Here is a 21,078-nt window from a genome sequence, read left to right as displayed (position 1 = left end):
GTTTATTTTGATTCTCCCCGTTTGACTTTGTTGTACGCCTCATCTAAATGCTGAATCCGTTTCAGAACAACTGCGTTTTTCGTCAGCTGATCCTGCACAAGCGTTGAGACGACGGAACGGTAGTAGCTATTCATCGCATGGATTTTATCCTCAGACTGATTCATTTCAATATGCTGTTTGAAATTCTCAATAAAATAAGGGACGGAAAAAAGTTCAGACATTTCTTTGGCAGCTCCTTTTTCATAAATATATACGGTGTGACCTCAATCATGTACAATGAAGAAAGGGGAGTGAGCAAGATGGATATGAAACTTCAGCAAGTACAAGTATTAAAGCCTCAACTGACACAGGAGCTCAGGCAGGCCATCACGCTGCTTGGCTATCATTCGGCAGAACTGGCCGAATACATTGATGAGCTCTCACTGGAAAACCCTCTTATTGAACGAAAGGAAACAGACACACCGCCACTATCTTACCATAAAACAAATAAAAACAGGATGAATGCGCAGGAAGCAGGCCTCCAATTAAGTGATCCGCAAAAAACATTGCAGGATGTGTTAAAACAGCAGGCACTCGATATGAATCTGACAAACACTGAAAAAAAGATTTTTCATTATCTGATTCATTCACTTGATTCAAACGGGTACTTGGAAGAAGATATGGAGGAGGCAGCACGGCGGCTATCTGTTTCAGCCAAGGAAGCGGAAGCGGTTTTGGCAAAGCTTCAATCGTTAGAGCCGGCTGGAATTGGCGCAAGATCTCTGCGGGAATGCATTCTTCTCCAATTACAGCGGCTGCCGAACAGAAATGAACAAGCGGAAATGCTTGTTTCCGCACATTTTGAAGCTTTTGCGCAAAAGAACTGGAAAGCGCTTTCAAAAATGACTGGAATTCCGCTTCATACGATTCAAGATATCTCTGATGACATCGCAGCTCTTCATCCAAGACCAGGCCTTCTGTTTGCACGGCCAGAGCAAGATATGTATATCGAGCCTGACATTTTTATCATTGTGAAAAACGGGCACATCGCAGCGGAACTGAATACCCGCTCGTTTCCGGAAATAGAACTGCAATCGCAGTACAGACCGCTTTTATCGTCGGGTTCCTGTCAAGATACCGCTTCTTATTTATCTGCGAAATATCAGGAATGGCGCTGGCTGGACCGCGCGCTGCGACAGCGAAAACAGACGATCACGAGAATTGTCAGTGAGCTGATCACACGGCAAAGAGAGTTCTTTCTGAAGGGGAGAAGCGCAATGAAGCCGCTGACTCTCAGAGAAGTAGCTGACTGTCTAAGCCTTCATGAATCAACTGTAAGCCGGGCAATCAAAGGAAAAACGCTACAAACGCCGTACGGACTGTTTGAGATGAAACTCTTTTTCTCAGCAAAAGCCGAGGCCTCAGGAGATGGAGATGCGTCTAACTATGCAGTCAAAACCCATCTTGAAGACCTGATCAACCAAGAGGATAAAACAAAACCGCTCTCAGACCAAAAGCTTGCCGATTTGCTAAATGAACAGCACGGCATTCAAATCTCCAGACGCACTGTGGCAAAATACCGCGATCAATTGAACATTCCGTCATCGGCGGCCAGAAAACGGTATAAATGAAATCCTCCCGGAAAGGGAGGATTTCATTGTGTAATTAGGGTGGAGAAGCCTTCATAAAATGTAAAGCAAGCTTTACGTCAAAATGGATTTGTTTTATAATTTTTGGAAAAAGAGGTCATTCCTTTGAAAAATAGGTTAATAGAATACAGAAAGAAATATGGATATTCTCAAGATCAATTAGCTGAGCTGCTAAATGTCAGCAGACAAACGATCATATCAATTGAGAAAGAAAAATATAATCCTTCTTTGCCGTTAGCATTAGCAATCGCGAAAACATTTCATACCATTGTCGAGAACATGTTTTATGAAGAAGAGAATGAGAGGTGAAATTCATGAAGTTACAAAAGGTTTACTTCATAATTGGCGTTTTATTCACAATGATTTTACTTACAAAAACCTTTTTTCAAATCGCGACACATTCTGTTTCCTTTACTGAATTATTAATGTGGGGAGCTCTGTCTTATTTAAGTTTTGCTGCGGGCTATATTTATCCGCATTTCAAAGAAAAAGATGAAAGAGCAAACTTGATTAAGCAAAAAGGAATGCAGTACACGCTTTACTTTGTATTGATATGCTGCGTAATGATCATGTTCAGTATGCAGTTCAGCACAGTGGCGTTATCGGCGATTGAAATCATGAGGATTTTAGTATCCTTAACCATCATTACGACCTTCTCTTCGTGGGTGATATTATCAAAAAAATACTAGTAAATAAGAACTGGCGGATTGATATTCTGCCAGTTCTTATTATTCTTTCTCGATGAACTTGACTGATCAGACAGCATCATCCTCCTGGAATCATCCAGCTGAACACGTGATGCTGCAAAAAGGTGATGATGCAAACGAGCAGCAGCAAAAACAAGCTGTGCTTAATCGTAAAGCGGAATAGATCCGACTCCTTCCCGGCGAGCCCTACCGCGGCGCACGCCACCGCGATCGACTGCGGCGAAATCATTTTTCCGGTGACACCGCCTGATGAATTAGCGGCCACAGACAGAACAGGGTCCATGCCGACTGATAACGCGGTGACTTTCTGCAGGTTGCCGAACAGCAGGTTGGCAGACGTATCAGAGCCGGTAATAAAGACGCCGAGCCAGCCGAGAACAGGCGAAAAGAAGGTAAACATCGAGCCTGTCAGCGCGAGTGTCATCCCGAGTGTCGTACTCATTCCAGAGGAGTTGGTGACATAGGCAAAACCAACGACAGAAGCGATGGTCAAAATCGGAAACTTCAACTCTTGGATCGTTTCTTTTAAAACAGCTCCCCAGTCTCTCCACGAAATCGCCGTGATAAATTTTGACAGCACAGCGGCAATCAATATCGCAGTGCCGGCCGACCCAAGCACCTCAAGCTTGTAAAGTGCTTCAATCGGCGTACCGTCAGCATTGACAATTTGATTGTTCAACAGAGGCACACCAGGGGCAAAAGTCAGTTTTTCGCCAACTGTATTCAGCCACTTCAAGAAAACAGCGGTGCCTTCATAATGCCCGGTCAGCGCGGATTTGACAGAAGGAATGCCCCATACAGAAATCATGACTGTCAGCAGCAGAAATGGCGACCAGGCTTTAAATATCTGTCCGCCGCTATACGCAGTCGCTGTCGGATTCGTTTTCGCTGTTTCAATCGCGGCGGCAGATTCCTGTTCACCGGCAAAACGGAATGTTGTTTTCGGCTTCCACCATTTCAAAAACACAGCAAGCGCGGCCATCGAAACAAGCGCCGACAAAACATCCGGCAGCTCAGGCCCCAAAAAATTGGAGCTAAGATATTGAACGACAGCAAAGGAAACACCGGAAACGAGAATTGCAGGCCAGACCTCAAAGGCTTTCCTGAACCCGCTCATGATGATCAGTAAATAAAGAGGAATAAAAACGGATAAAAACGGCAGCTGCCGCCCAACCATTTGCGAAATGTCCATCGCTGGAATCCCTGTCGGACCTTCTACGGCTGTAATCGGAATCCCAATCGCGCCAAAGGCAACCGGCGCCGTATTGGCAATCAAACAGATTCCCGCCGCATAAAGAGGATTAAAGCCGAGGCCCACCAGCAGCGCGGCAGAAATGGCGACCGGCGCTCCGAAGCCGGCCGCTCCTTCTAGAAAAGCCCCGAATGAGAAAGCGATCAGGAGCGCCTGAAGCCGGCGGTCATCCGTAATCGAGAGAACAGAACTGCGAATGATATCAAACTGTCCCGTTTTCACAGTAATTTTATACAAAAAAACAGACGTTACAATGATCCAGCCGATCGGCAATAGTCCGTATACGGCTCCTTGTGTGGCGGACATCAGCGCTTTTTCCGCCGGCATCCGATAAAACAATACAGCAATCACAAGTGCGATCCCCAAGGTGGACAAGCCCGCTGTATACCCCTTCATCCGTTTAATCGCGAGCGCCCAAAAAAAGAAAATAATCGGTACAAGTGCGGCAAGCGCTGATAAAAGCAAATTTCCCCCTATAGGCGTATATGCCTGTGTCCATTGCATCCCAAACCCCTCCTTGAAACATAAACTGGCGTATGTGTAAGCGGTTTCTAAAGATGATAGTATGATCATCTGATGATTGGGTAATAAGACCAGTTACCTAGCATTATATTTTGAAAAATATCAAAGTACAAGACTTTTTGACAAAATTGTCAAAATCTTTTGGCGCCCCCCAAAAACAGAGTATAATAGATCGTAAACAGCCAGACCTACAAGTTACGGGGTGAATTGCATTGAAATACAAACAGATTAAAACAAAGAAAATATATGAAGAAGTGGCGGATGCACTATTAGATATGATCAAAAATGGCGAATTGAAGCCAGGAGATAAATTAGACTCCGTTCAGGCGCTTTCCGAAAGCTTTCAAGTCAGCCGCTCAGCGGTTCGTGAAGCCCTTTCCGCGCTAAAAGCGATGGGGCTTGTCGAAATGAAACAGGGAGAAGGCACATACCTGAAGGAATTTGAGCTCAATCAAATTTCTCAGCCACTCTCAGCTGCCCTTCTCATGAAAAAAGAGGACGTCAAGCAGCTGCTCGAGGTCAGAAAACTGCTTGAAATCGGGGTGGCAACATTAGCTGCTGAAAAACGAACAGAAGACGATCTCGAAAGAATCCATGCTGCGTTAAAGGAAATGGGCAGCATTGAAGCCGACGGGGAGCTTGGAGAGAAAGCTGACTTCGCATTTCATCTGGCGCTGGCTGACGCTTCCCAAAACGATCTTCTTAAACATCTGATGAACCACGTTTCATCATTGCTGCTGGAAACGATGAGAGAAACACGGAAAATCTGGCTGTTTTCCAAGAAAACCTCAGTTCAGCGGCTTTATGAGGAGCATGAACGAATTTACAATGCCGTGGCTGCGCAGGATGGTGCGCAGGCGGAGGCTGCCATGCTGGCGCATTTAACGAATGTGGAAGATGTGCTTTCGGGATATTTCGAGGAAAATGTGCAATAACCAACTCATTTCCCGGGCAATTCTGCCGTTGCCAAATGAACAACCGAGACTGAGCCGCAATGGTTCAGTCTTTTTACTTGCAGCAGCACTTAACATTTGTGGCAAATAAAGTAAAATATTTCACTGGAATGAATGTGAGCTGAATAATGGAGGCAAACTGCTTGAACAAGTGCCGGAAAAGAGAAGACCGGTAAAAACATGATATGTAGGTGCGCATTCATCGTCAGAAAGAGTATGAATTAAGAATGGCTTAGGAGACTAAGCCGTTTTTCAGGTGAAAAATTTTATTGATAGAGGTAAATAGTTGGTTTGCTCATTTTTCCAGTCGTGCTATATTATTTTTAAAGCGCTTTCAAAACTAGCTGCAAAAGCATTTTGTGTCCGGATGAACCGCGGGGGAACAGAAGGTTAAGAGATGAAGGAGGAGAATATGATGTCAAAGCTTGAAAAAAAGCATGTAACAGATGCAACATTTATGCTCCACGGAGGAGACTACAATCCTGATCAGTGGCTGGATCGGCCTGATATTCTAGCCGATGATATTAAGCTGATGAAGCTTTCTCATACGAATACCTTTTCTGTCGGCATTTTTGCATGGAGCGCGCTTGAGCCGGAGGAGGGCGTGTATCAATTTGAATGGCTTGATGATATTTTTGAACGGATTCACAGCATCGGCGGCCGGGTCATATTAGCAACCCCAAGCGGAGCGCGTCCTGCTTGGCTGTCGCAAGCCTATCCTGAAGTTTTGCGCGTCAATGCTTCCCGCGTCAAGCAGCTGCACGGCGGAAGGCACAACCACTGCCTCACATCTAAAGTCTACCGTGAAAAAACACGTCACATCAACCGGCTATTAGCAGAACGATACGGCAATCACCCGGTGTTGTTAATGTGGCATATTTCAAACGAATACGGTGGAGAGTGCCATTGCGATCTATGCCAGCATGCTTTCAGGGAATGGCTGAAAGCAAAATATGACAACAGCCTCAAGACATTGAACCATGCGTGGTGGACTCCTTTTTGGAGCCATACATTCAATGACTGGTTACAAATTGAAAGTCCATCGCCGATCGGTGAAAATGGCTTGCACGGCCTGAACTTAGACTGGCGCCGATTCGTCACTGAGCAAACGATTTCGTTTTATGAAAATGAAATCATCCCGCTGAGAGAACTGACACCTGATATTCCGATCACAACGAACTTTATGGCTGACACACCGGATTTGATCCCGTATCAGGGCCTCGACTACAGCAAGTTTGCAAAGCATGTCGATGTCATCAGCTGGGACGCTTACCCGGTATGGCACAATGACTGGGAAAGCACAGCTGATTTGGCGATGAAGGTCGGCTTCATCAATGACCTATACCGAGGCCTGAAGCAGCAGCCTTTCTTATTAATGGAGTGTACGCCAAGCGCGGTCAATTGGCATAACGTCAACAAGGCGAAGCGCCCGGGCATGAATGTGCTGTCGTCTATGCAGATGATTGCCCACGGCTCGGACAGCGTTCTCTATTTCCAATACCGCAAATCGCGCGGATCATCAGAAAAATTGCACGGAGCAATAGTAGATCATGACAATAGCCCGAAGAACCGGGTCTTTCAGGAAGTGGCCAAAACCGGTGAAATATTAGAACGGCTGTCCGAGGTTGTCGGAACGAAGAGACCGGCTGAAACCGCTATTTTATATGACTGGGAAAACCATTGGGCACTCGAGGACGCTCAGGGGTATGCGAAGGCGACAAAACGTTACGTGCAAACCCTTCAGCAGCATTACCGCACGTTCTGGGAACACGATATCCCTGTCGATGTCATCACGAAAGAACAAGATTTTTCATCATATAAACTGCTGATCGTCCCCATGCTTTATTTAATCAGTGAAAACACCATTTCCCGTTTGAAAGCGTTTGCGTCTCGTGGCGGCACCTTAGTCATGACATATATCAGCGGGATTGTAAATGAGCATGATTTAACGTACACAGGCGGATGGCATCCAGATCTGCAAGCGATTTTCGGAATTGAGCCTCTGGAAACCGATACGCTGTACCCAAAGGATCGAAATGCTGTGAGCTATCGCAGCCAATCATATGAAATGAAGGATTATGCAACGGTGATCGATGTAAAGACCGCATCTGTAGAAGCCGTGTATCAAGAAGATTTTTATGCGCGTACGCCAGCGGTCACAAGCTATCAGTATCAGCGGGGCAAGGCGTATTTTATCGGCGCCCGTTTGGAGGATCAATTTCATCGGGATTTCTATGAAGGGCTGATCACAGACCTGTCTCTTTCTCCTGTTTTTCCGGTTCGGCACGGAAAAGGTGTCTCCGTACAAGCGAGGCAGGATCAGGGCAATGATTACATTTTTGTCATGAATTTCACGGAAGAAAAACAGCTTGTCACGTTTGATCAGAGTGTGAAAGATATGATGACAGGAGAAATATTATCCGGCGACCTGACGATGGAGAAATATGAAGTGAGAATCGTCGTAAACAAACATTAGGCTGATGCCTCCGCTCGATATGGGCGGATTCTTTTTTTATTTACTTTTGAAAGCAGATGTGTCCAGTATTATTGCTTTAGAAAACAGCGGGGTCACCTTTTACAATACAAGCGGAAAACGCCAGGACATCTTTACAACCTTAAAGCAAGCCGGATTTCCGTTCAAGGCCAGGCGAATGCGATAAGAGATGTGTCGCAGGCCGTAGCGAATACGGGCACGGCAGGACTTGGTGTGTTCTATTGGGAGCCTGCGTAGATTTTCGGTCGGGCCGAAAACACAGGCAGAGAAAAACAAAGTATTGTGGGAAACATATGGGTCAGGCTGGGCCTCCAGCTATGCTGCCGAGTATGACCGTGAAGATGCCGGGAAGTGGTATGGGGGAAGTGCTGTAGATAACCAAGCTTTGTTTGATGTTAACGGACACCCGCTGCCTTCCTTGCAGGTGTTTCAATATGCGGAGTCGAGCCATACACCGAAGAAACGCTGAAACAGAAAACATCCATGAGATGTACCCATCTCATGGATGTTTTTATTTTACATCAACTACTATAAAACATTCGTCATCACTTTTATGATGGGCTTCCTTATGGTGATGCAGTGATGTAAGGATGTTCTCTTTCAGGCCAGCAATAGGCAAATCGGGGTGATCCTTTAATAAATCAAATAAATAACATGAAGCTGTGGGGTCCATCACACCATCTGTATACAGCAGGAGCCTTCCGCCGCCTTCAGTATATGAAAGGCTTTTTGACTGAAACACCGCGTCTTCAAACATCCCGATCGGAGGCGCGGTAGCGGGCAGCGGATGTTGGGTTCCGCCGGCGCCCTGCCATAATGCCGGCGGATGTCCGGCGTTGACATAATCAATTCTTTGCCGGGCTGTATCAACCTCAAGATAAATAGCCGTGCAATAATGTCTCGCTTCCTCATCATTTTGAAACAAGCTGTGCAGGTGCCGGTCTAATTCCTTCATGACTTTGACGGGACTGAGACCTTGCGAGATCTGGCGCTGGAACAAAGGATGCAGAGACATTGTAATCAAAGCGGATGATATCCCATGGCCCATCACATCAAGAATAATAATGCCGTAACGATGTTCATCAATTTGATAAAATCCGTAAAGATCACCGGATAACTCACTGGATGCTTTGTAATAAGCGTCAATTTGAATCTGATCGTTTACAATCGGTTCAGTCAGTGAGTATTCTTGAATCTTCCTGGCGAGCTCGAGCTCTCTTTTGGTGTTTAGTTTAAACTGCTGATTTTGTTTGTTGATCTCAAGAAGTTCTTCTTGTTTTGCCTTCAGCGCTTCCAAGGCGATTTCTAACTCCGCATTGGCTTTCTGTTTGGCAAGCAAAGCTTCCTGAGCCGCGTTTCTGGCCATCAGCAGCTCATTTTCATATTCATTGCGTTTCCGCATCGGAATCAGGACACACTCGGTGACAGTTGCTCCGCGATCAGCTTTTGCAACAGCATTGACAAGGACGGGAACTTCTTCGCCATCTCTTGTTTTTAGGGAAATGTATATTTCTTCGATGTGCTGCTCCAGTTTCAAAAGCGGGACAAAATAAAGCTGGCAGAAAAGCTGTGCGGGAACTGTCAGGATTGTATTCATATGCTGGCCGATAATCTCTTCCTGCTCATAATTCACAATCCTGAGCAGGGTGCTGTTGACCGCGATTATCGAACCCTCTTCTGACAAAGTGAGAAAACCGCATGGTGCATCATTCAATTGTTTGTCCATTAAGAGGGTCACCTCTATCCCTTTCGTTCCTAGATCACGAGCGCTTTCAAATAGTCGCTGATCAGCTGGATCGTCTCTTCAGGGTGGCTCATGTGGGGACAATGCCCGCGAGCCTCCATTTGTCTCAGTGTACTATATGGAAGATGCTTATACATATATTCGCCTACTGAAGCAGGTGCGATGATATCATCAGCACATTGGAGAATCAGTGAGGGAACCGTTACCTTCGAAAGATCGTCCCGGTGATCAGAAAAAAACGCGGCTTTCGCGAATTGGCGGGCAATCACAGGATCAGTAGAACAAAAACGGCTTTCAAGCTCTTCCTTGATGTCAGGCCGATCCGGCTGATTCAGAACCGTTCCCGCAAATACAGTTGCCCAGCCTATGTAATTTTTCTCCATCATCTCCAGCAAACCATGGAGCTGCTCTTTCTCAAATCCTCCGTAATACCCGGGCGGATCATTCAAATAGCATGGAGAAGGCCCCACCATCACCAAATGGGAAAAAAGCGCCGGGCGGCGAATGGAAGCAAGCATCCCAATCACAGCCCCGACAGAGTGCCCCACAAACACGGTCTCTTCCAAATTTAAAGCTTCGCAAACATCAAGAACATCTTGGACATAGCCGTCAAGTGTCCGGTAACGATTCAGGTCATAGGCGCGCAAATCTGATTGGCCTGAACCGACGTAATCAAATAAAATGACCCGATGCTCTTCTTCGAAGGCTGGCGCCACGGCATTCCACACGCTTTGGTCACATCCAAAACCGGGTGCGAAAATGATAGATGTTTTGCCGTTTCCCTTCACCTTTACATCATTTCGAGACAAAATCGCTTCGTTCATGATTGGCTCCTTTCAGCCGATAGTTAAAGTTCAATATGTATATCATAACACTCACAGTTTGAAGAGTGTGTCTTTCTATGAAAGTAAATAGCAGTTTCATAGAATGGGGACATACGGCTCAAGCGGGCTGGATGAATTGGAAAATCTAGAGGATGGATGGCCTAGAAACCAGCCGTGAGAATGAATATGACATTTGTCACCCGTTATCATGACACCCTATACTTCCATCAGTTTCTGCGTCATTTTACAATCAATGTAAGAGACCAGGAGGTGCTCATGTGATGAATGAGGCAGTAACAGTAAGCAATGTGTCAAAACATTTTCAGAAAAAAACAGCTGTAAACAACATCAGCTTCAGCATTAAAAAAGGAGAAATTGCAGCTATCCTCGGGCCCAATGGGGCAGGGAAGACGACCGTGATCTCCATGATATTAGGATTGCTAAAACCAAGCGAGGGAGAAATCAAACGATTTAACCGGGTTCCTGATGACAAACAGGTGAGGGAAAAAATAGGCGTGATACTGCAGGAAGTGAGTGTCATGCCGGGACTGAAGGTGAATGAAATCCTCGAGCTCTTCCGAAGCTATTATCCCAATCCATTGTCCATGAAAGAACTTATTTCGTTAACAGCACTCACAAAAGAAGATTTGAAAACGAGGGCAGAAAAGTTATCCGGCGGACAAAAACGCCGTTTGAACTTTGCTTTGGCTCTTGCCGGGAATCCGGAGCTGCTGATCTTCGATGAGCCGACAGTGGGAATGGACACATCATCAAGACATCGATTCTGGCAGACCATCCATGGACTGGCCGATCAAGGAAAAACAATTATTTTTTCAACGCATTATTTGCAGGAAGCGGATGATGCCGCACAGCGAATCTTATTTTTTGCAGACGGGCGGCTTGTGGCAGACGGATCGCCTATGCAGCTCCGCTCAAGGATGCAAAAACAGGCTGTTTCTTTTGAGATGCATTCAGATGAATCATTGGAAAGGCTGTCCCGTCACCCGGAAGTAGAGCGGGTGATTCAGAAGCACCAAAGGACCATCATCCAAACATCAAATACAGACAAAGTGTTAGCGCTCATTTTTCAAGAAAACATACGTGCGTGCGATATCCGGATTGAGCAAGGAACGCTTGATGAGGCATTTCGCCAGCTGGCTGACGGAAACAGGGAGGAGATATAAGTGAACATGCTGCAGAAGCAAAGCATAGCTGAAATGAAAAGGGTGCTTCGGAATAAGTACTTTGTGCTTTGGTCGCTGCTGATGCCGATTGCCTTTTATTATCTCTTTACCAATGTAGTGAATACGGGCGTACCTGATCAACGTGCATGGGACGCCCACTACTTAATGTCGATGACAGTCTTCAGTGTGATGGGGTCCTCTATTATGACGCTTGGAATCCGTATGGTTCAAGAACGGTCACAAGGCTGGACCGCCTTTATCCGCATCACGCCTCTTCCGGATCATATCTATTTATCTGCTCAGATGATCGGCCAAAGTGTGATTCACGTTTTATCCATTACCGTCATCTTTCTGTTCGGCGCGCTCATGAATGACATTGCCCTGTCGCCGTTTGAATGGATCATGAGCGGACTGTGGATTTTGTTTGGCGCATTGCCGTTTTTAGCGTTAGGCACACTCATCGGCCGCATGAGAAAAGTAGAAACGGCAGCCGGAATCAGTAATGTGCTTTACATGCTGCTCGCTTTAGGCGGAGGCATGTGGATGCCGTTTGAGGTCATGCCTGAGGTGATGCAGAACATTGGCCGGTGGCTTCCGTCTTATCATTTCGGTAACGGAGCATGGGAACTTGTTCGAGGCGGGGGCCCATCATGGGAAAATATTTTGATGCTAATCACTTATTTGATGCTCTTCATGCTACTATCTAAGTATATAAGCAGAAAACAAGAAGCGGTGTGATCTATGAAATTTTTACCATCCATATTCCCTAAGCAATTCGGTTTTTTTCCTTATATCTTTCTGGTGTACACCATCATGCCGTTTCTTTCTTTATTGAGAGAAACAGGCGTCAAACTGGTGCTCGGATATGGCATGCTGCTCTTTTTTGTCATAGCCTATCGCCAGTTGTTTTGCAATGTGGGCAGAGCTTCGTTTACGTATTGGCTTATCGTGCAACTGGCGGTTATTTTCATCTATAGTGTGTTTTACAATATCTCCTATATCTATTTAGGGTTTTTTCCGGCAAACTTTGTTGGTTATTACAAAGAGAAAACAAAGTTTAACCGTGCGTTCTGCGGTTTACTCTTTATGCTGCTTTTTCCGTGTTTTTATCAATTTCTTGTGAATTCGGTTTCACTTCAGGAGCTTTTTCCTGTTCTTCCGTTTCTCGTCATCATGCTCATTTCTCCCTTCGGCATCCGTTCTATGTTTCGGAGAATTGAACTCGAGACCAAACTTGCCCAAGCCAACGAACAGATAAAGGAACTCTCCAAAAGGGAGGAGCGTGTTCGAATCGCCCGTGATCTCCACGATACGCTCGGCCATACCCTTTCGCTTCTTACGTTGAAAAGCCAGCTGATTCAGCGGCTGGCAACATCTGATCCGGAACGGACCCGGCTTGAAGCAAAAGAAATGGAAACCAGTTCAAGAGCCGCACTCAAGCAAGTTCGGGAGCTGGTTTCTGATATGAGAACGGTCACGATGACAGAGGAGCTCGCCAACATTCAGCATATCTTAAGATCGGGGAACATTACGTTTCAATACGAAGGAGACGAAGACTTTTCAGCGATCTCTCCCGTCACACAAAATATGATCAGTATGTGTATGCGGGAAGCTGTGACCAATATCATCAAGCACAGCAAAGCCACCCACTGCGCCATTGCCATTTCTCAGTTTGCTGACAAAATGAAAGTTGTGATACGGGATGACGGAAAGGGTGCGGCGAAGGAGAACACATTTGGGAATGGCCTGCGGGGAATGGAAGAGCGGCTTATGCTCATTGAGGGCGGATTAACGTTTTCAGCTCATAACGGAACGGTGTTGACACTAACGATTCCGCTAATTAAAAAAGCAGATTGATAGGAGGACGAAAAGAATGATTCGTCTGTTGATTGCTGAGGACCAGCGAATGCTTTTAGGCGCTTTGGGATCTCTGCTTGATTTAGAAGAGGATATGGAAGTCATCGGACAAGCACGAAACGGGGAAGAAGCGTTCAAAGCCATCTTGGAGCTGGAGCCGGATGTATGCATCATGGACATTGAAATGCCGGCCCGGAGCGGGTTGGATGTCGCAGAGGAATTGATGCAAAAAGGCAGCGGCAGCAAGATTATTATTTTAACAACCTTTGCCCGTCCCGGCTATTTTGAACGCGCCGTTAAAGCCGGCGTACATGGCTATCTCCTGAAAGACGGCGAAATTGACGATTTGGCCGACGCCATCCGAAAGAGTGTAAAGGGTAAACGAGTCTTCAGCCCGGAATTGACGTTTAATATGATGCGAGACGAAAATCCGCTCACCGTAAGAGAACAAGAAATTCTGCGGCTGGCGGCTTTAGGCAAGACAACAAAAGATATTACGCTTGAACTCTATTTATCTCAAGGCACAGTCCGAAACTATATTTCAGAAATCATCCAAAAGCTCGATGCGAAAAACCGGACAGAAGCCGCCAGCATTGCTGAGGAAAAAGGCTGGATTTAATGAAAGCCTGGCTAATTATAGCCAGGTTTTTTTGTGTTTACCTGGTTATTTATGGTTGCGATATTCAGTGTAACTGTATATGATGAGTTTGTACAGTTATACTGAATACTGGAGGCTGCTATATGAAGGAAAATAAATATCTACCGCTGACTGAGACTGTTTACTATGTTCTTTTATCTTTGTTACGTCCTGCTCACGGCTACATCATTATGAAAAGTATTGAAAAGCTTAGCGGTGGAAAAGTGAAAATGGCGCCTGGTACTCTTTATGGAGCAATTGAAAACTTATTGAAGCATCAATTGATCGAGCCTTATCCAAGTGAAGATCGCCGCAGAAAAACATATATCATCACTGAACTTGGAAGAAATGTGTTGTGGAAGGACATGGAGAGAATGGAGCAGCTGGTTGACATAACGAGGCAGGAATTGAATAAAAAGGCGGAGACCATATGAACAAATACAGATATTTTATAGACATAGACAGTGAGGAACAATGGCTAAATAAGATGGCAGCTAAGGGGTGTGAATTAAAAGGGAAATGTTTTTTATTCTATTGTTTTTCAGATGAAGCATCCTCTGACAACTCTACCATCAAAATAGACTATCGGGCCTTTAAACATCCGGGAGATTTTACTGATTATCGAACCCTATTTGAAGACAGTGGATGGAAGCATCTTTTCAGTTCACAAGGCCTGCATTATTTTAGAAGAGAGAACGCCAGTGCATCAGACGATATTTTTTCTGATACAGAATCAAAAGCCGATAGATATAAACGCCTATTGCAAACGTACTTTGCATTTTCTTTTCTATTCTTATCCTTCATCATGGTCCTCTTTACTACCAATGCTTTGACTGTTGATTTATTTATCCGTCCCCAGAGTTTGTATTATACGCCGGGCCTGTGGGATAAGACGGGAGCAGCTTTTATCAGCGCCTTTTTGTTTGAAACACCTTTTGCACTAATGAGAGGGGGAGCGGGCTGGATTGTTCTCCTTAGCGCTCTTAGCTTCTTTTATTTATTTGTGAAAACATATAAAAAATACAGAAAGTGCCTGTATGGCCATTAAAAAGTAATAGTGCCATGAACGTCTGTCCAGTGGAGCAGGCGTTTTTTATTGCCGAGATGTTTAGAAAATCCTTTCCTTCCATTGTCAGAATAGTGTACGATATTCATATAGTTATTTTAACTCAGGTCATCGGATGACCAGATCATATATGGGGATGAGAGAGGGGTTCATCATGAAAGTCTCACTTTTTGTCACTTGTCTTGTTGATATGTTTCAAACAAATGTCGGAAAAGCGACGGTTGAGCTGTTGGAGCGGCTTGGATGTGAGGTTGATTTTCCGGAGGGGCAGATCTGCTGCGGGCAGCCGGCTTATAACAGCGGCTATGTGAGTGACGCCAAAAAAGCAATGAAACGGATGATCGAAACGTTCCAGGATTCCGAATATGTCGTCAGTCCTTCCGGTTCCTGCACAACGATGTTCCGAGAATATCCGCACCTGTTTCAGGATGACCCGCAATGGGCCGATAAAGCGAAAAAGCTGGCGGATAAAACGTATGAACTGACCGATTTTATCGTGAACGTCCTTGGCGTTGAGGATGTCGGAGCGAGCCTTCATACAAAAGCGACCTTACATACGTCGTGCCATATGTCGCGGCTGCTCGGAGTTCGGGAGGAGCCGATGAAGCTCTTGAGCCATGTGAAGGGCCTAGAGTTCACAGCGCTTCCGGGCAAACATAACTGCTGCGGATTCGGAGGAACATTCTCCGTCAAAATGGCGCAGATTTCTGAACAGATGGTCGACGAAAAAGTCGCATGCGTGGAGGATACGGGTGCGGAGGTGCTGATCGGAGCTGACTGCGGCTGTTTGATGAATATCGGGGGCCGGCTTGACCGAAAAGACAAAAATGTCAAAGTGATGCACATCGCCGAAGTGCTCAACAGCAGATAAAACTGGATTCAGAGGGGGAAGGATCATGGCGATGAAAATCGGTACTGACGCTTTTAAAGAGCGGGTATCACAGGGGATTGATAATGAATTTATGAGAGGTGCTGTTTCTGGTGCGCAGGAACGTCTGCGGACACGGCGCCTTGAAGCGGCCGAAGAGCTGGGAAACTGGGAAGAATGGCGCTCCTTATCAGAGGAAATCAGGCAGCATGTCCTTGAAAATCTCGATTTCTATCTCGGCCAGCTTGCCGAAAATGTGGCGAAACGAGGCGGGCATGTTTATTTCGCGGAAACATCGGAAGAGGCGTCTTCTTATATTCGCGACGTTATTCAAAAGAAGAATGGAAAGAAGATCGTAAAATCAAAATCAATGGTCACGGAGGAAATCAATCTGAATGAGGTGCTGGAGAAGGAAGGCTGTGAGGTCGTTGAAACCGATCTCGGCGAGTATATTTTGCAGATTGACGATCACGATCCGCCGTCACATATCGTAGCGCCCGCCCTTCATAAAAATAAAGAGCAGATACGCGATGTGTTTAAAGAAAGGCTGGACTATCAACATACAGAAAAACCGGAAGAGCTTGTGATGCATGCGCGCGCCATCCTCCGGGAAAAGTTTCTCGAAGCGGATATCGGCATTACCGGCTGTAACTTCGCCATCGCTGATACGGGTTCTGTCAGCCTTGTGACCAATGAAGGCAATGGACGGCTTGTGAGCACATTGCCAAAAACGCAAATCACCGTCATGGGAATGGAGCGGATTGTCCCGACATTTTCTGAATTCGAAGTGCTTGTCAGCATGCTGACAAGAAGCGCTGTCGGACAGCGGCTGACAAGTTATATTACGGCTCTGACAGGCCCGAAGCTGGAAGGGGAAGTAGACGGGCCGGAGGAATTCCATCTAGTCATTGTTGATAATGGCCGGTCCAACATTCTCGGAACGGAATTCCAGTCTGTCCTGCAATGTATCCGCTGTGCCGCCTGTATCAACGTCTGCCCTGTGTACCGCCATGTCGGCGGACACTCTTACGGCTCAATTTATTCGGGGCCGATCGGGGCGGTTTTATCACCGCTGCTCGGCGGTTATGACGATTATAAGGAGCTGCCGTACGCATCTACGCTGTGCGCGGCTTGTTCAGAAGCCTGCCCGGTCAAAATTCCGCTACATGAGCTGCTTCTCAAGCATCGCCAGAACATCGTTGAAAAAGAAGGCAGGGCGCCGATCAGCGAAAAGCTCGCGATGAAAGCGTTCGGACTTGGCGCGTCCTCTTTGCCGCTTTATAAAATGGGATCAAAATGGGCGCCGGCCGCGATGACGCCTTTTACAGAGGGAGAAAAAATGTCGAAAGGGCCCGGCCCGCTCAAAAGCTGGACACAGATCCGCGATTTCCCGGCACCGCATAAATCGAGATTCAGAGACTGGTTTACAGATAGAGAAACGAGTGAACGCGCGAAGGAGGAGGAGTCATGACGAAGGGGACCGTTCAGAATCAAGAGAGCTTTTTAAACCGGGTCGCATCACGCCTGGGACGTGACAGAAGAACAGGGGGCGTGGCAGTCCCTGAGTGGGCGCATCAGCCGCAATATCGCACACTTGAAGGATATTCAGCGGATGACTTGGTCACAGTGCTCAAAAACCATTGTGTCAAAATCCATACAGAGCTGATTGAAACGGATTCAACCGGCTTATATGATGCCCTGCGCGAGCAAGTCAGCCGCTTTTCCGGAGGCCCTGTCATCATTCCGAAGGATCCGCGCTTTGAAGCATACGGGCTAAAAAGCCTGCTCACCAAAGACTGGCCGAGCGATGGAACGCCGGTCTGGGAGTGGGATGCTGACAAAGGCGAAGAAAATATCAAAAAAGCGGAGCAAGCCAATGTTGGAATTACATTCAGTGAAATCACACTGGCCGAGTCGGGGACGGTTGTCCTCTTCTCCTCAAAAGATATCGGCCGGTCTGTCAGCCTTCTGCCGACGACCTACATTGCGATTGTGCCAAAATCAAGCATTGTGCCGAGAATGACGCAAGCCAGTGATATCATTCGCCAAAACATTGCGGACGGCACCACTGTCCCCTCCTGCGTCAACTACATTACCGGACCGAGCAACTCGGCCGATATCGAAATGGACTTGGTTGTCGGCGTGCACGGACCTGTAAAAGCCGCATATCTTCTCGTCTCTGACCGCTAACGCTAAAGCCCGGCAGCTTGTTGCCGGGCTTTCTGCTTGAAAAACTTCAACTTCCAATTGTTTGGCCGATGAGAAGAGTATGACTTGCAAAAGGAGGAAATATAATGAAAAAATGGCTGATCGCAGCTGTTTCACTGGCGATTGCGATCATTCTGTTTATGTATTCAAACGCAGAAGCGAAAGCGGCTGGCATGACATTAGGCTACACGACTGGGGATACGGCCTCATACAATTCTCTTGTGAAATATCATACATACATGAATTCGATCGCCACAGATACGTTTGCGTTTGAAAAAAACGGACAAATCATTGGCGATGCCCCAAGCAAGCAGCTGACATATGCGAAAAAGAAAAACATCAAGACATGGGCGGTCATTTCAAACTATAATGACACGATTTACGATTTTGACGGAGACTTAGCGAGTCGAGTCATGAGGAATCACACAGCAAAAAAACGATTCACAGATCAGCTAATCGCACTGGCTAAAAAGCACTCATACTATGGTATCAATATCGACTTTGAAGCAGTGAACCCAGCTGACCGATCCACATACTCACGCTTCATTCAAGATGTCTCACAGGCTCTGAAAAAGAAACAGATCAAAACAATGGTTTCCGTTCCGGCCAAAAGCGCCGATGATCAAAGCGACGACTGGAGCTGGCCGTATGATTATGCGAAAATCGGTCAATATGCCGATTATGTGCAAATCATGACTTATGACGAACACGGCATTTGGGGCGAACCAGGATCGGTGGCGAGCACAGGCTGGATCAAAAGCTCTCTCCAATTTTCAGCCGAAAAAATCAAAGCCAATAAAGTCATCATGGGAATTCCGGCGTACGGCTATGACTGGGATAAAGAAGATGAAAGCGGCAGCGCAATGAGAGAATGGAATGAACTCAAGACCCTCCTCAACAAGCAGAAAGCCAAACCGATATTCAACAAAACATCAGGTTCAATGACGTTTTCTTACGTTGACGAAAAGAAGCATAAACATGTCGTGTGGTATGAAAATGAAAAAACTGTCCAAACGAAAAGCCATCTGGCAAAGCGGTACAAAATAGCAGGTGTCTCAGTTTATGCATTAGGAAACGAGTCAGAATCCTTTTGGAAAGCCATTCAAAAAGGGACAAAATAACAATTTCTTTTTTCTATGGGGTTATTGACAGTGTAAAAAGAAGCACGTATATTATGTTAATATATTCAGAACATAACATTTCAGTTTTTCAGAAAACGAAAACACATAGATTGGGAGCAGTAAAAGAAAGCGATCAGAAAAGAGAGCTGCGGGGTGGTGTGACGCAGCCTGATACTTCTTTGAACTCGCCCGGGAGTGGTAAGGCGAAACGGAATAGATAGAATATTCCCCATGTTTTAACGGCTAACCTTCGTTACAGGTCGAAAGCTGGATTCTTCATGAAGAATCAACAAGAGTGGTACCGCGGTCAGCCTAAGGCTCGTCGTCTCTTTGTCTATTAGATTAGATAGGAGACGGTGGGCTTTTTTGTTTTTGAAAACGATAAGGAGAGGTAGTAGAGGATGAAAAAGGACAATCAGACGTTAAAACGCACGATGACGTCCCGCCATATTATGATGATGGCGCTGGGCGGAGCAATCGGTGCAGGTTTATTTAAAGGAAGCAGCTCGGCGATCGATGTGGCGGGGCCTTCTGTCATTATCGCTTACCTGCTCGGCGGCATTATTTTGCTGTTTATTATGCAAGGGCTAGCGGAAATGGCTGTGCGCAACCGAAATGCAAGAACCTTCCGGGATCTTGTCCAGCAGGTGTTAGGAAATTACGCTGCTTATTTTTTGGACTGGATATATTGGAAAATGTGGGTGCTCAACATTGCGGCTGAAGCTGTCGTCGCTGCGATTTTTATTCAATATTGGCTGCCGGGCTGCCCGATCTGGGTTCTGGCATTAGGGATATCTCTAGTCGTCACGGTTGTGAACTTGCTTTCTGTTAAAATCTTCGCCGAAACCGAATATTGGCTGGCAATGATCAAAATTACCGTTATTATTCTCTTTATTATATTAGGATTGTTGCTGTTATTTGTATCATTCGGTGATCATACAGCTGCCGGGTTCTCAAACCTGACAGAGCACGGCGGATTTTTCCCGCACGGCGGCACAGGGCTCATTACGGCGATGCTTGTCGTGATCTACTCTTACGGCGGTACAGAAATTATCGGTGTCACGCTTGCCGAAACAAAGAATCCGGAAAAAGTTGTCCCGAAAGCTGTCCGCAGCACACTGACACGGATTGTCGCGTTCTACCTGCTGCCGTTTTTCATCATCGTCAGCCTGATTCCATGGAACAAAGTCAATTCCGTCCCGGAAAGCCCCTTTGTCATGGTCTTTCACATGGTAGGCATTCCCAGCGCAGATCATATCATGAACGCAGTCATCCTGCTGGCGATCATTTCTTCCATGAATTCAGGTTTATATGGATCATCACGCATTTTGTATACTCAGGCAAGTGACGGAAGGCTTCCGAAGGTCTTTTCGAAGCTTTCATCGAAAAACGTGCCAATGTTTGCGATTCTGATGTGCACTTCCTCCCTTTATATTGGCGTCTTGATTTCTTTATTCGCAGGAAGCCAAACGTTTGATTACTTAATGGGATCACTGGGGTATACCGTATTATTCATTTGGCTGATCATCGGATTCGCCCATTTGAAATCAAGAAAACACCAAACAGAAACACCGGCCTATTATGTAAAGTGGTTTCCGTACACCACATGGTTTGCGATTCTGGCGTTACTCGCCATTCTGATCGGGGTCATCCTGACAACGTCAATTGTCATTACCAGCATTACGGCGGTGATCTACCTATTGATTACAGTTGTATATGTGGTCAAAGGACGCAAGCATCAGTAAATAAGGAACCCTCTTGTCTCATCTGACAAGAGGGTTTTGATGATTGTACAGCCTCCTCATTTACGCCGCTGCTTTCTGTGTGCTTTTGATTTTGAATTCCCGAGGATGATGCTCGTCACATCCGAAGTTCAGCCAAAAGGCTTAAGATGAGCGGTTCATGCAGGAAGATAGAGCTGGCCAAGACCGACATAAGGGAATCAAGGAAACGACTTGGCTGCTTCTCCTGAAACAAGCCAGCCTAGCGCAATAACGAGGAATGATTGGGATG

At 46.1% G+C, this 21,078-nt stretch carries 21 protein-coding genes, 2 pseudogenes and 1 other annotated feature; of the genes and pseudogenes, 18 read left to right on the top strand and 5 right to left on the bottom strand.

Annotated features, from left to right (window positions below; translation table 11 throughout):
- Nucleotides 1–2: 2 nt before the first annotated feature.
- The gene (gene yvfG / locus M1D98_RS16450; RefSeq protein ID WP_003235267.1) at nucleotides 3–221 is read right to left on the bottom strand and encodes a protein YvfG; all 219 of its coding nucleotides are present in this window, start codon (nucleotides 219–221) and stop codon (nucleotides 3–5) included.
- A 78-nt stretch (nucleotides 222–299) separates the two neighbouring features.
- Here yvfG and rpoN point away from each other — a divergent pair, with 78 nt between their 5' ends.
- The 3 genes from rpoN to M1D98_RS16435 all read left to right on the top strand — a co-directional run bounded on the left by rpoN (nucleotide 300) and on the right by M1D98_RS16435 (nucleotide 2,317).
- Nucleotides 300–1,610 (top strand): RNA polymerase factor sigma-54, encoded by a 1,311-nt coding sequence (gene rpoN / locus M1D98_RS16445; RefSeq protein WP_010328666.1) that lies wholly within the window; start codon nucleotides 300–302, stop codon nucleotides 1,608–1,610.
- 123 nt (nucleotides 1,611–1,733) lie between these two features.
- Nucleotides 1,734–1,937 carry a helix-turn-helix transcriptional regulator gene (locus tag M1D98_RS16440; RefSeq protein WP_010328665.1) on the top strand — a complete coding sequence of 68 codons (204 nt, stop codon included), beginning with the start codon at nucleotides 1,734–1,736 and terminating at the stop codon, nucleotides 1,935–1,937.
- Nucleotides 1,938–1,942: 5 nt separating this feature from the next.
- Nucleotides 1,943–2,317, top strand: coding sequence for a hypothetical protein (locus M1D98_RS16435; RefSeq protein WP_456279740.1), 375 nt, complete (start codon nucleotides 1,943–1,945; stop codon nucleotides 2,315–2,317).
- Between the two features lie 76 nt (nucleotides 2,318–2,393).
- Here the strand turns inward: M1D98_RS16435 and lutP are convergent, their stop codons facing one another.
- Nucleotides 2,394–4,091, bottom strand: a complete 1,698-nt coding sequence (gene lutP, locus M1D98_RS16430; RefSeq protein ID WP_326221776.1) for an L-lactate permease LutP — start codon at nucleotides 4,089–4,091, stop codon at nucleotides 2,394–2,396.
- Between the two features lie 230 nt (nucleotides 4,092–4,321).
- On the opposite strand from lutP, the gene lutR reads away from it, so the two are divergent.
- The 4 genes and pseudogenes from lutR to M1D98_RS16410 all read left to right on the top strand — a co-directional run.
- Nucleotides 4,322–5,044, top strand: a complete 723-nt coding sequence (gene lutR / locus M1D98_RS16425) for an L-lactate utilization/bacilysin biosynthesis transcriptional regulator LutR (protein WP_121643323.1) — start codon at nucleotides 4,322–4,324, stop codon at nucleotides 5,042–5,044.
- Between the two features lie 430 nt (nucleotides 5,045–5,474).
- On the top strand, nucleotides 5,475–7,538 hold the full coding sequence (ganA, locus tag M1D98_RS16420) for a beta-galactosidase GanA (protein WP_456279739.1): 2,064 nt from the start codon (nucleotides 5,475–5,477) through the stop codon (nucleotides 7,536–7,538).
- Nucleotides 7,539–7,542: 4 nt separating this feature from the next.
- Nucleotides 7,543–7,722 (top strand): glycosyl hydrolase 53 family protein, encoded by a 180-nt coding sequence (locus tag M1D98_RS16415; protein ID WP_435576250.1) that lies wholly within the window; start codon nucleotides 7,543–7,545, stop codon nucleotides 7,720–7,722.
- A pseudogene (locus tag M1D98_RS16410) lies at nucleotides 7,692–8,025 on the top strand (glycosyl hydrolase 53 family protein); the annotation flags it as partial. The gene M1D98_RS16415 and the pseudogene M1D98_RS16410, both read left to right, overlap by 31 nt.
- A 42-nt stretch (nucleotides 8,026–8,067) precedes the next feature.
- Here the strand turns inward: M1D98_RS16410 and M1D98_RS16405 are convergent.
- Nucleotides 8,068–9,282, bottom strand: a complete 1,215-nt coding sequence (locus tag M1D98_RS16405) for a SpoIIE family protein phosphatase (RefSeq protein ID WP_121643321.1) — start codon at nucleotides 9,280–9,282, stop codon at nucleotides 8,068–8,070.
- A gap of 29 nt (nucleotides 9,283–9,311) precedes the next feature.
- Nucleotides 9,312–10,124 carry an alpha/beta fold hydrolase gene (locus M1D98_RS16400; RefSeq protein ID WP_435576249.1) on the bottom strand — a complete coding sequence of 271 codons (813 nt, stop codon included), beginning with the start codon at nucleotides 10,122–10,124 and terminating at the stop codon, nucleotides 9,312–9,314.
- Nucleotides 10,125–10,402: 278 nt separating this feature from the next.
- On the opposite strand from M1D98_RS16400, the gene M1D98_RS16395 reads away from it, so the two are divergent.
- The 11 genes from M1D98_RS16395 (at nucleotide 10,403) to M1D98_RS16345 (ending at nucleotide 20,810) form a co-directional block, all read left to right on the top strand.
- Nucleotides 10,403–11,308 (top strand): ABC transporter ATP-binding protein, encoded by a 906-nt coding sequence (locus M1D98_RS16395; protein ID WP_456279738.1) that lies wholly within the window; start codon nucleotides 10,403–10,405, stop codon nucleotides 11,306–11,308.
- The gene (locus tag M1D98_RS16390; protein ID WP_268532372.1) at nucleotides 11,309–12,046 is read left to right on the top strand and encodes an ABC transporter permease; all 738 of its coding nucleotides are present in this window, start codon (nucleotides 11,309–11,311) and stop codon (nucleotides 12,044–12,046) included.
- Between the two features lie 3 nt (nucleotides 12,047–12,049).
- Nucleotides 12,050–13,165, top strand: a complete 1,116-nt coding sequence (locus M1D98_RS16385) for a sensor histidine kinase (RefSeq protein ID WP_456279737.1) — start codon at nucleotides 12,050–12,052, stop codon at nucleotides 13,163–13,165.
- A 16-nt stretch (nucleotides 13,166–13,181) separates the two neighbouring features.
- Entirely contained in the window at nucleotides 13,182–13,784 is a 603-nt protein-coding gene (locus tag M1D98_RS16380; protein ID WP_010328655.1) for a response regulator transcription factor, read from the top strand.
- Nucleotides 13,785–13,906: 122 nt separating this feature from the next.
- Nucleotides 13,907–14,236, top strand: a complete 330-nt coding sequence (locus M1D98_RS16375; RefSeq protein ID WP_121643315.1) for a PadR family transcriptional regulator — start codon at nucleotides 13,907–13,909, stop codon at nucleotides 14,234–14,236.
- Nucleotides 14,233–14,850 (top strand): DUF2812 domain-containing protein, encoded by a 618-nt coding sequence (locus M1D98_RS16370; RefSeq protein ID WP_121643314.1) that lies wholly within the window; start codon nucleotides 14,233–14,235, stop codon nucleotides 14,848–14,850. The genes M1D98_RS16375 and M1D98_RS16370 overlap by 4 nt, the downstream gene beginning before the upstream one ends.
- 172 nt (nucleotides 14,851–15,022) lie before the next feature.
- Nucleotides 15,023–15,739 (top strand): lactate utilization iron-sulfur protein LutA, encoded by a 717-nt coding sequence (gene lutA, locus M1D98_RS16365; protein ID WP_010328654.1) that lies wholly within the window; start codon nucleotides 15,023–15,025, stop codon nucleotides 15,737–15,739.
- A gap of 25 nt (nucleotides 15,740–15,764) precedes the next feature.
- Entirely contained in the window at nucleotides 15,765–17,207 is a 1,443-nt protein-coding gene (lutB, locus tag M1D98_RS16360; protein ID WP_010328653.1) for a lactate utilization iron-sulfur protein LutB, read from the top strand.
- On the top strand, nucleotides 17,204–17,926 hold the full coding sequence (gene lutC / locus M1D98_RS16355; protein ID WP_010328652.1) for a lactate utilization protein LutC: 723 nt from the start codon (nucleotides 17,204–17,206) through the stop codon (nucleotides 17,924–17,926). Before lutB ends, lutC begins: the two co-directional genes overlap by 4 nt.
- A 104-nt stretch (nucleotides 17,927–18,030) precedes the next feature.
- Nucleotides 18,031–19,065 carry a glycosyl hydrolase family 18 protein gene (locus M1D98_RS16350; RefSeq protein ID WP_456279736.1) on the top strand — a complete coding sequence of 345 codons (1,035 nt, stop codon included), beginning with the start codon at nucleotides 18,031–18,033 and terminating at the stop codon, nucleotides 19,063–19,065.
- Between the two features lie 97 nt (nucleotides 19,066–19,162).
- Nucleotides 19,163–19,398: a binding site (T-box leader), on the top strand.
- A 68-nt stretch (nucleotides 19,399–19,466) separates the two neighbouring features.
- Nucleotides 19,467–20,810, top strand: coding sequence for an amino acid permease (locus tag M1D98_RS16345; RefSeq protein WP_456279735.1), 1,344 nt, complete (start codon nucleotides 19,467–19,469; stop codon nucleotides 20,808–20,810).
- Here M1D98_RS16345 and M1D98_RS16340 read toward each other — a convergent pair.
- A pseudogene (locus M1D98_RS16340) lies at nucleotides 20,788–21,070 on the bottom strand (hypothetical protein); the annotation flags it as partial. The gene M1D98_RS16345 and the pseudogene M1D98_RS16340 overlap by 23 nt on opposite strands.
- Nucleotides 21,071–21,078: the final 8 nt, after the last annotated feature.

This window comes from Bacillus sp. K7 (assembly GCF_053903245.1).
Note: the sequence above shows the minus strand (reverse complement) of the source record. Positions and strands in the feature narration are given on the sequence as shown.

Bases quoted from the DNA above. Each gene is read 5' to 3' on its own strand.
- yvfG (WP_003235267.1), bottom strand. From the start codon at position 221: ATGTCTGAACTTTTTTCCGTCCCTTATTTTATTGAGAATTTCAAACAG.
- rpoN (WP_010328666.1), top strand. From the start codon at position 300: ATGGATATGAAACTTCAGCAAGTACAAGTATTAAAGCCTCAACTGACA.
- M1D98_RS16435 (WP_456279740.1), top strand. From the start codon at position 1,943: ATGAAGTTACAAAAGGTTTACTTCATAATTGGCGTTTTATTCACAATG.
- lutP (WP_326221776.1), bottom strand. From the start codon at position 4,091: ATGCAATGGACACAGGCATATACGCCTATAGGGGGAAATTTGCTTTTA.
- ganA (WP_456279739.1), top strand. From the start codon at position 5,475: ATGATGTCAAAGCTTGAAAAAAAGCATGTAACAGATGCAACATTTATG.
- M1D98_RS16415 (WP_435576250.1), top strand. From the start codon at position 7,543: ATGCCTCCGCTCGATATGGGCGGATTCTTTTTTTATTTACTTTTGAAA.
- M1D98_RS16405 (WP_121643321.1), bottom strand. From the start codon at position 9,282: ATGGACAAACAATTGAATGATGCACCATGCGGTTTTCTCACTTTGTCA.
- M1D98_RS16400 (WP_435576249.1), bottom strand. From the start codon at position 10,124: ATGAACGAAGCGATTTTGTCTCGAAATGATGTAAAGGTGAAGGGAAAC.
- M1D98_RS16385 (WP_456279737.1), top strand. From the start codon at position 12,050: ATGAAATTTTTACCATCCATATTCCCTAAGCAATTCGGTTTTTTTCCT.
- M1D98_RS16380 (WP_010328655.1), top strand. From the start codon at position 13,182: ATGATTCGTCTGTTGATTGCTGAGGACCAGCGAATGCTTTTAGGCGCT.
- M1D98_RS16375 (WP_121643315.1), top strand. From the start codon at position 13,907: ATGAAGGAAAATAAATATCTACCGCTGACTGAGACTGTTTACTATGTT.
- M1D98_RS16370 (WP_121643314.1), top strand. From the start codon at position 14,233: ATGAACAAATACAGATATTTTATAGACATAGACAGTGAGGAACAATGG.
- lutA (WP_010328654.1), top strand. From the start codon at position 15,023: ATGAAAGTCTCACTTTTTGTCACTTGTCTTGTTGATATGTTTCAAACA.
- lutB (WP_010328653.1), top strand. From the start codon at position 15,765: ATGGCGATGAAAATCGGTACTGACGCTTTTAAAGAGCGGGTATCACAG.
- lutC (WP_010328652.1), top strand. From the start codon at position 17,204: ATGACGAAGGGGACCGTTCAGAATCAAGAGAGCTTTTTAAACCGGGTC.
- M1D98_RS16350 (WP_456279736.1), top strand. From the start codon at position 18,031: ATGAAAAAATGGCTGATCGCAGCTGTTTCACTGGCGATTGCGATCATT.
- M1D98_RS16345 (WP_456279735.1), top strand. From the start codon at position 19,467: ATGAAAAAGGACAATCAGACGTTAAAACGCACGATGACGTCCCGCCAT.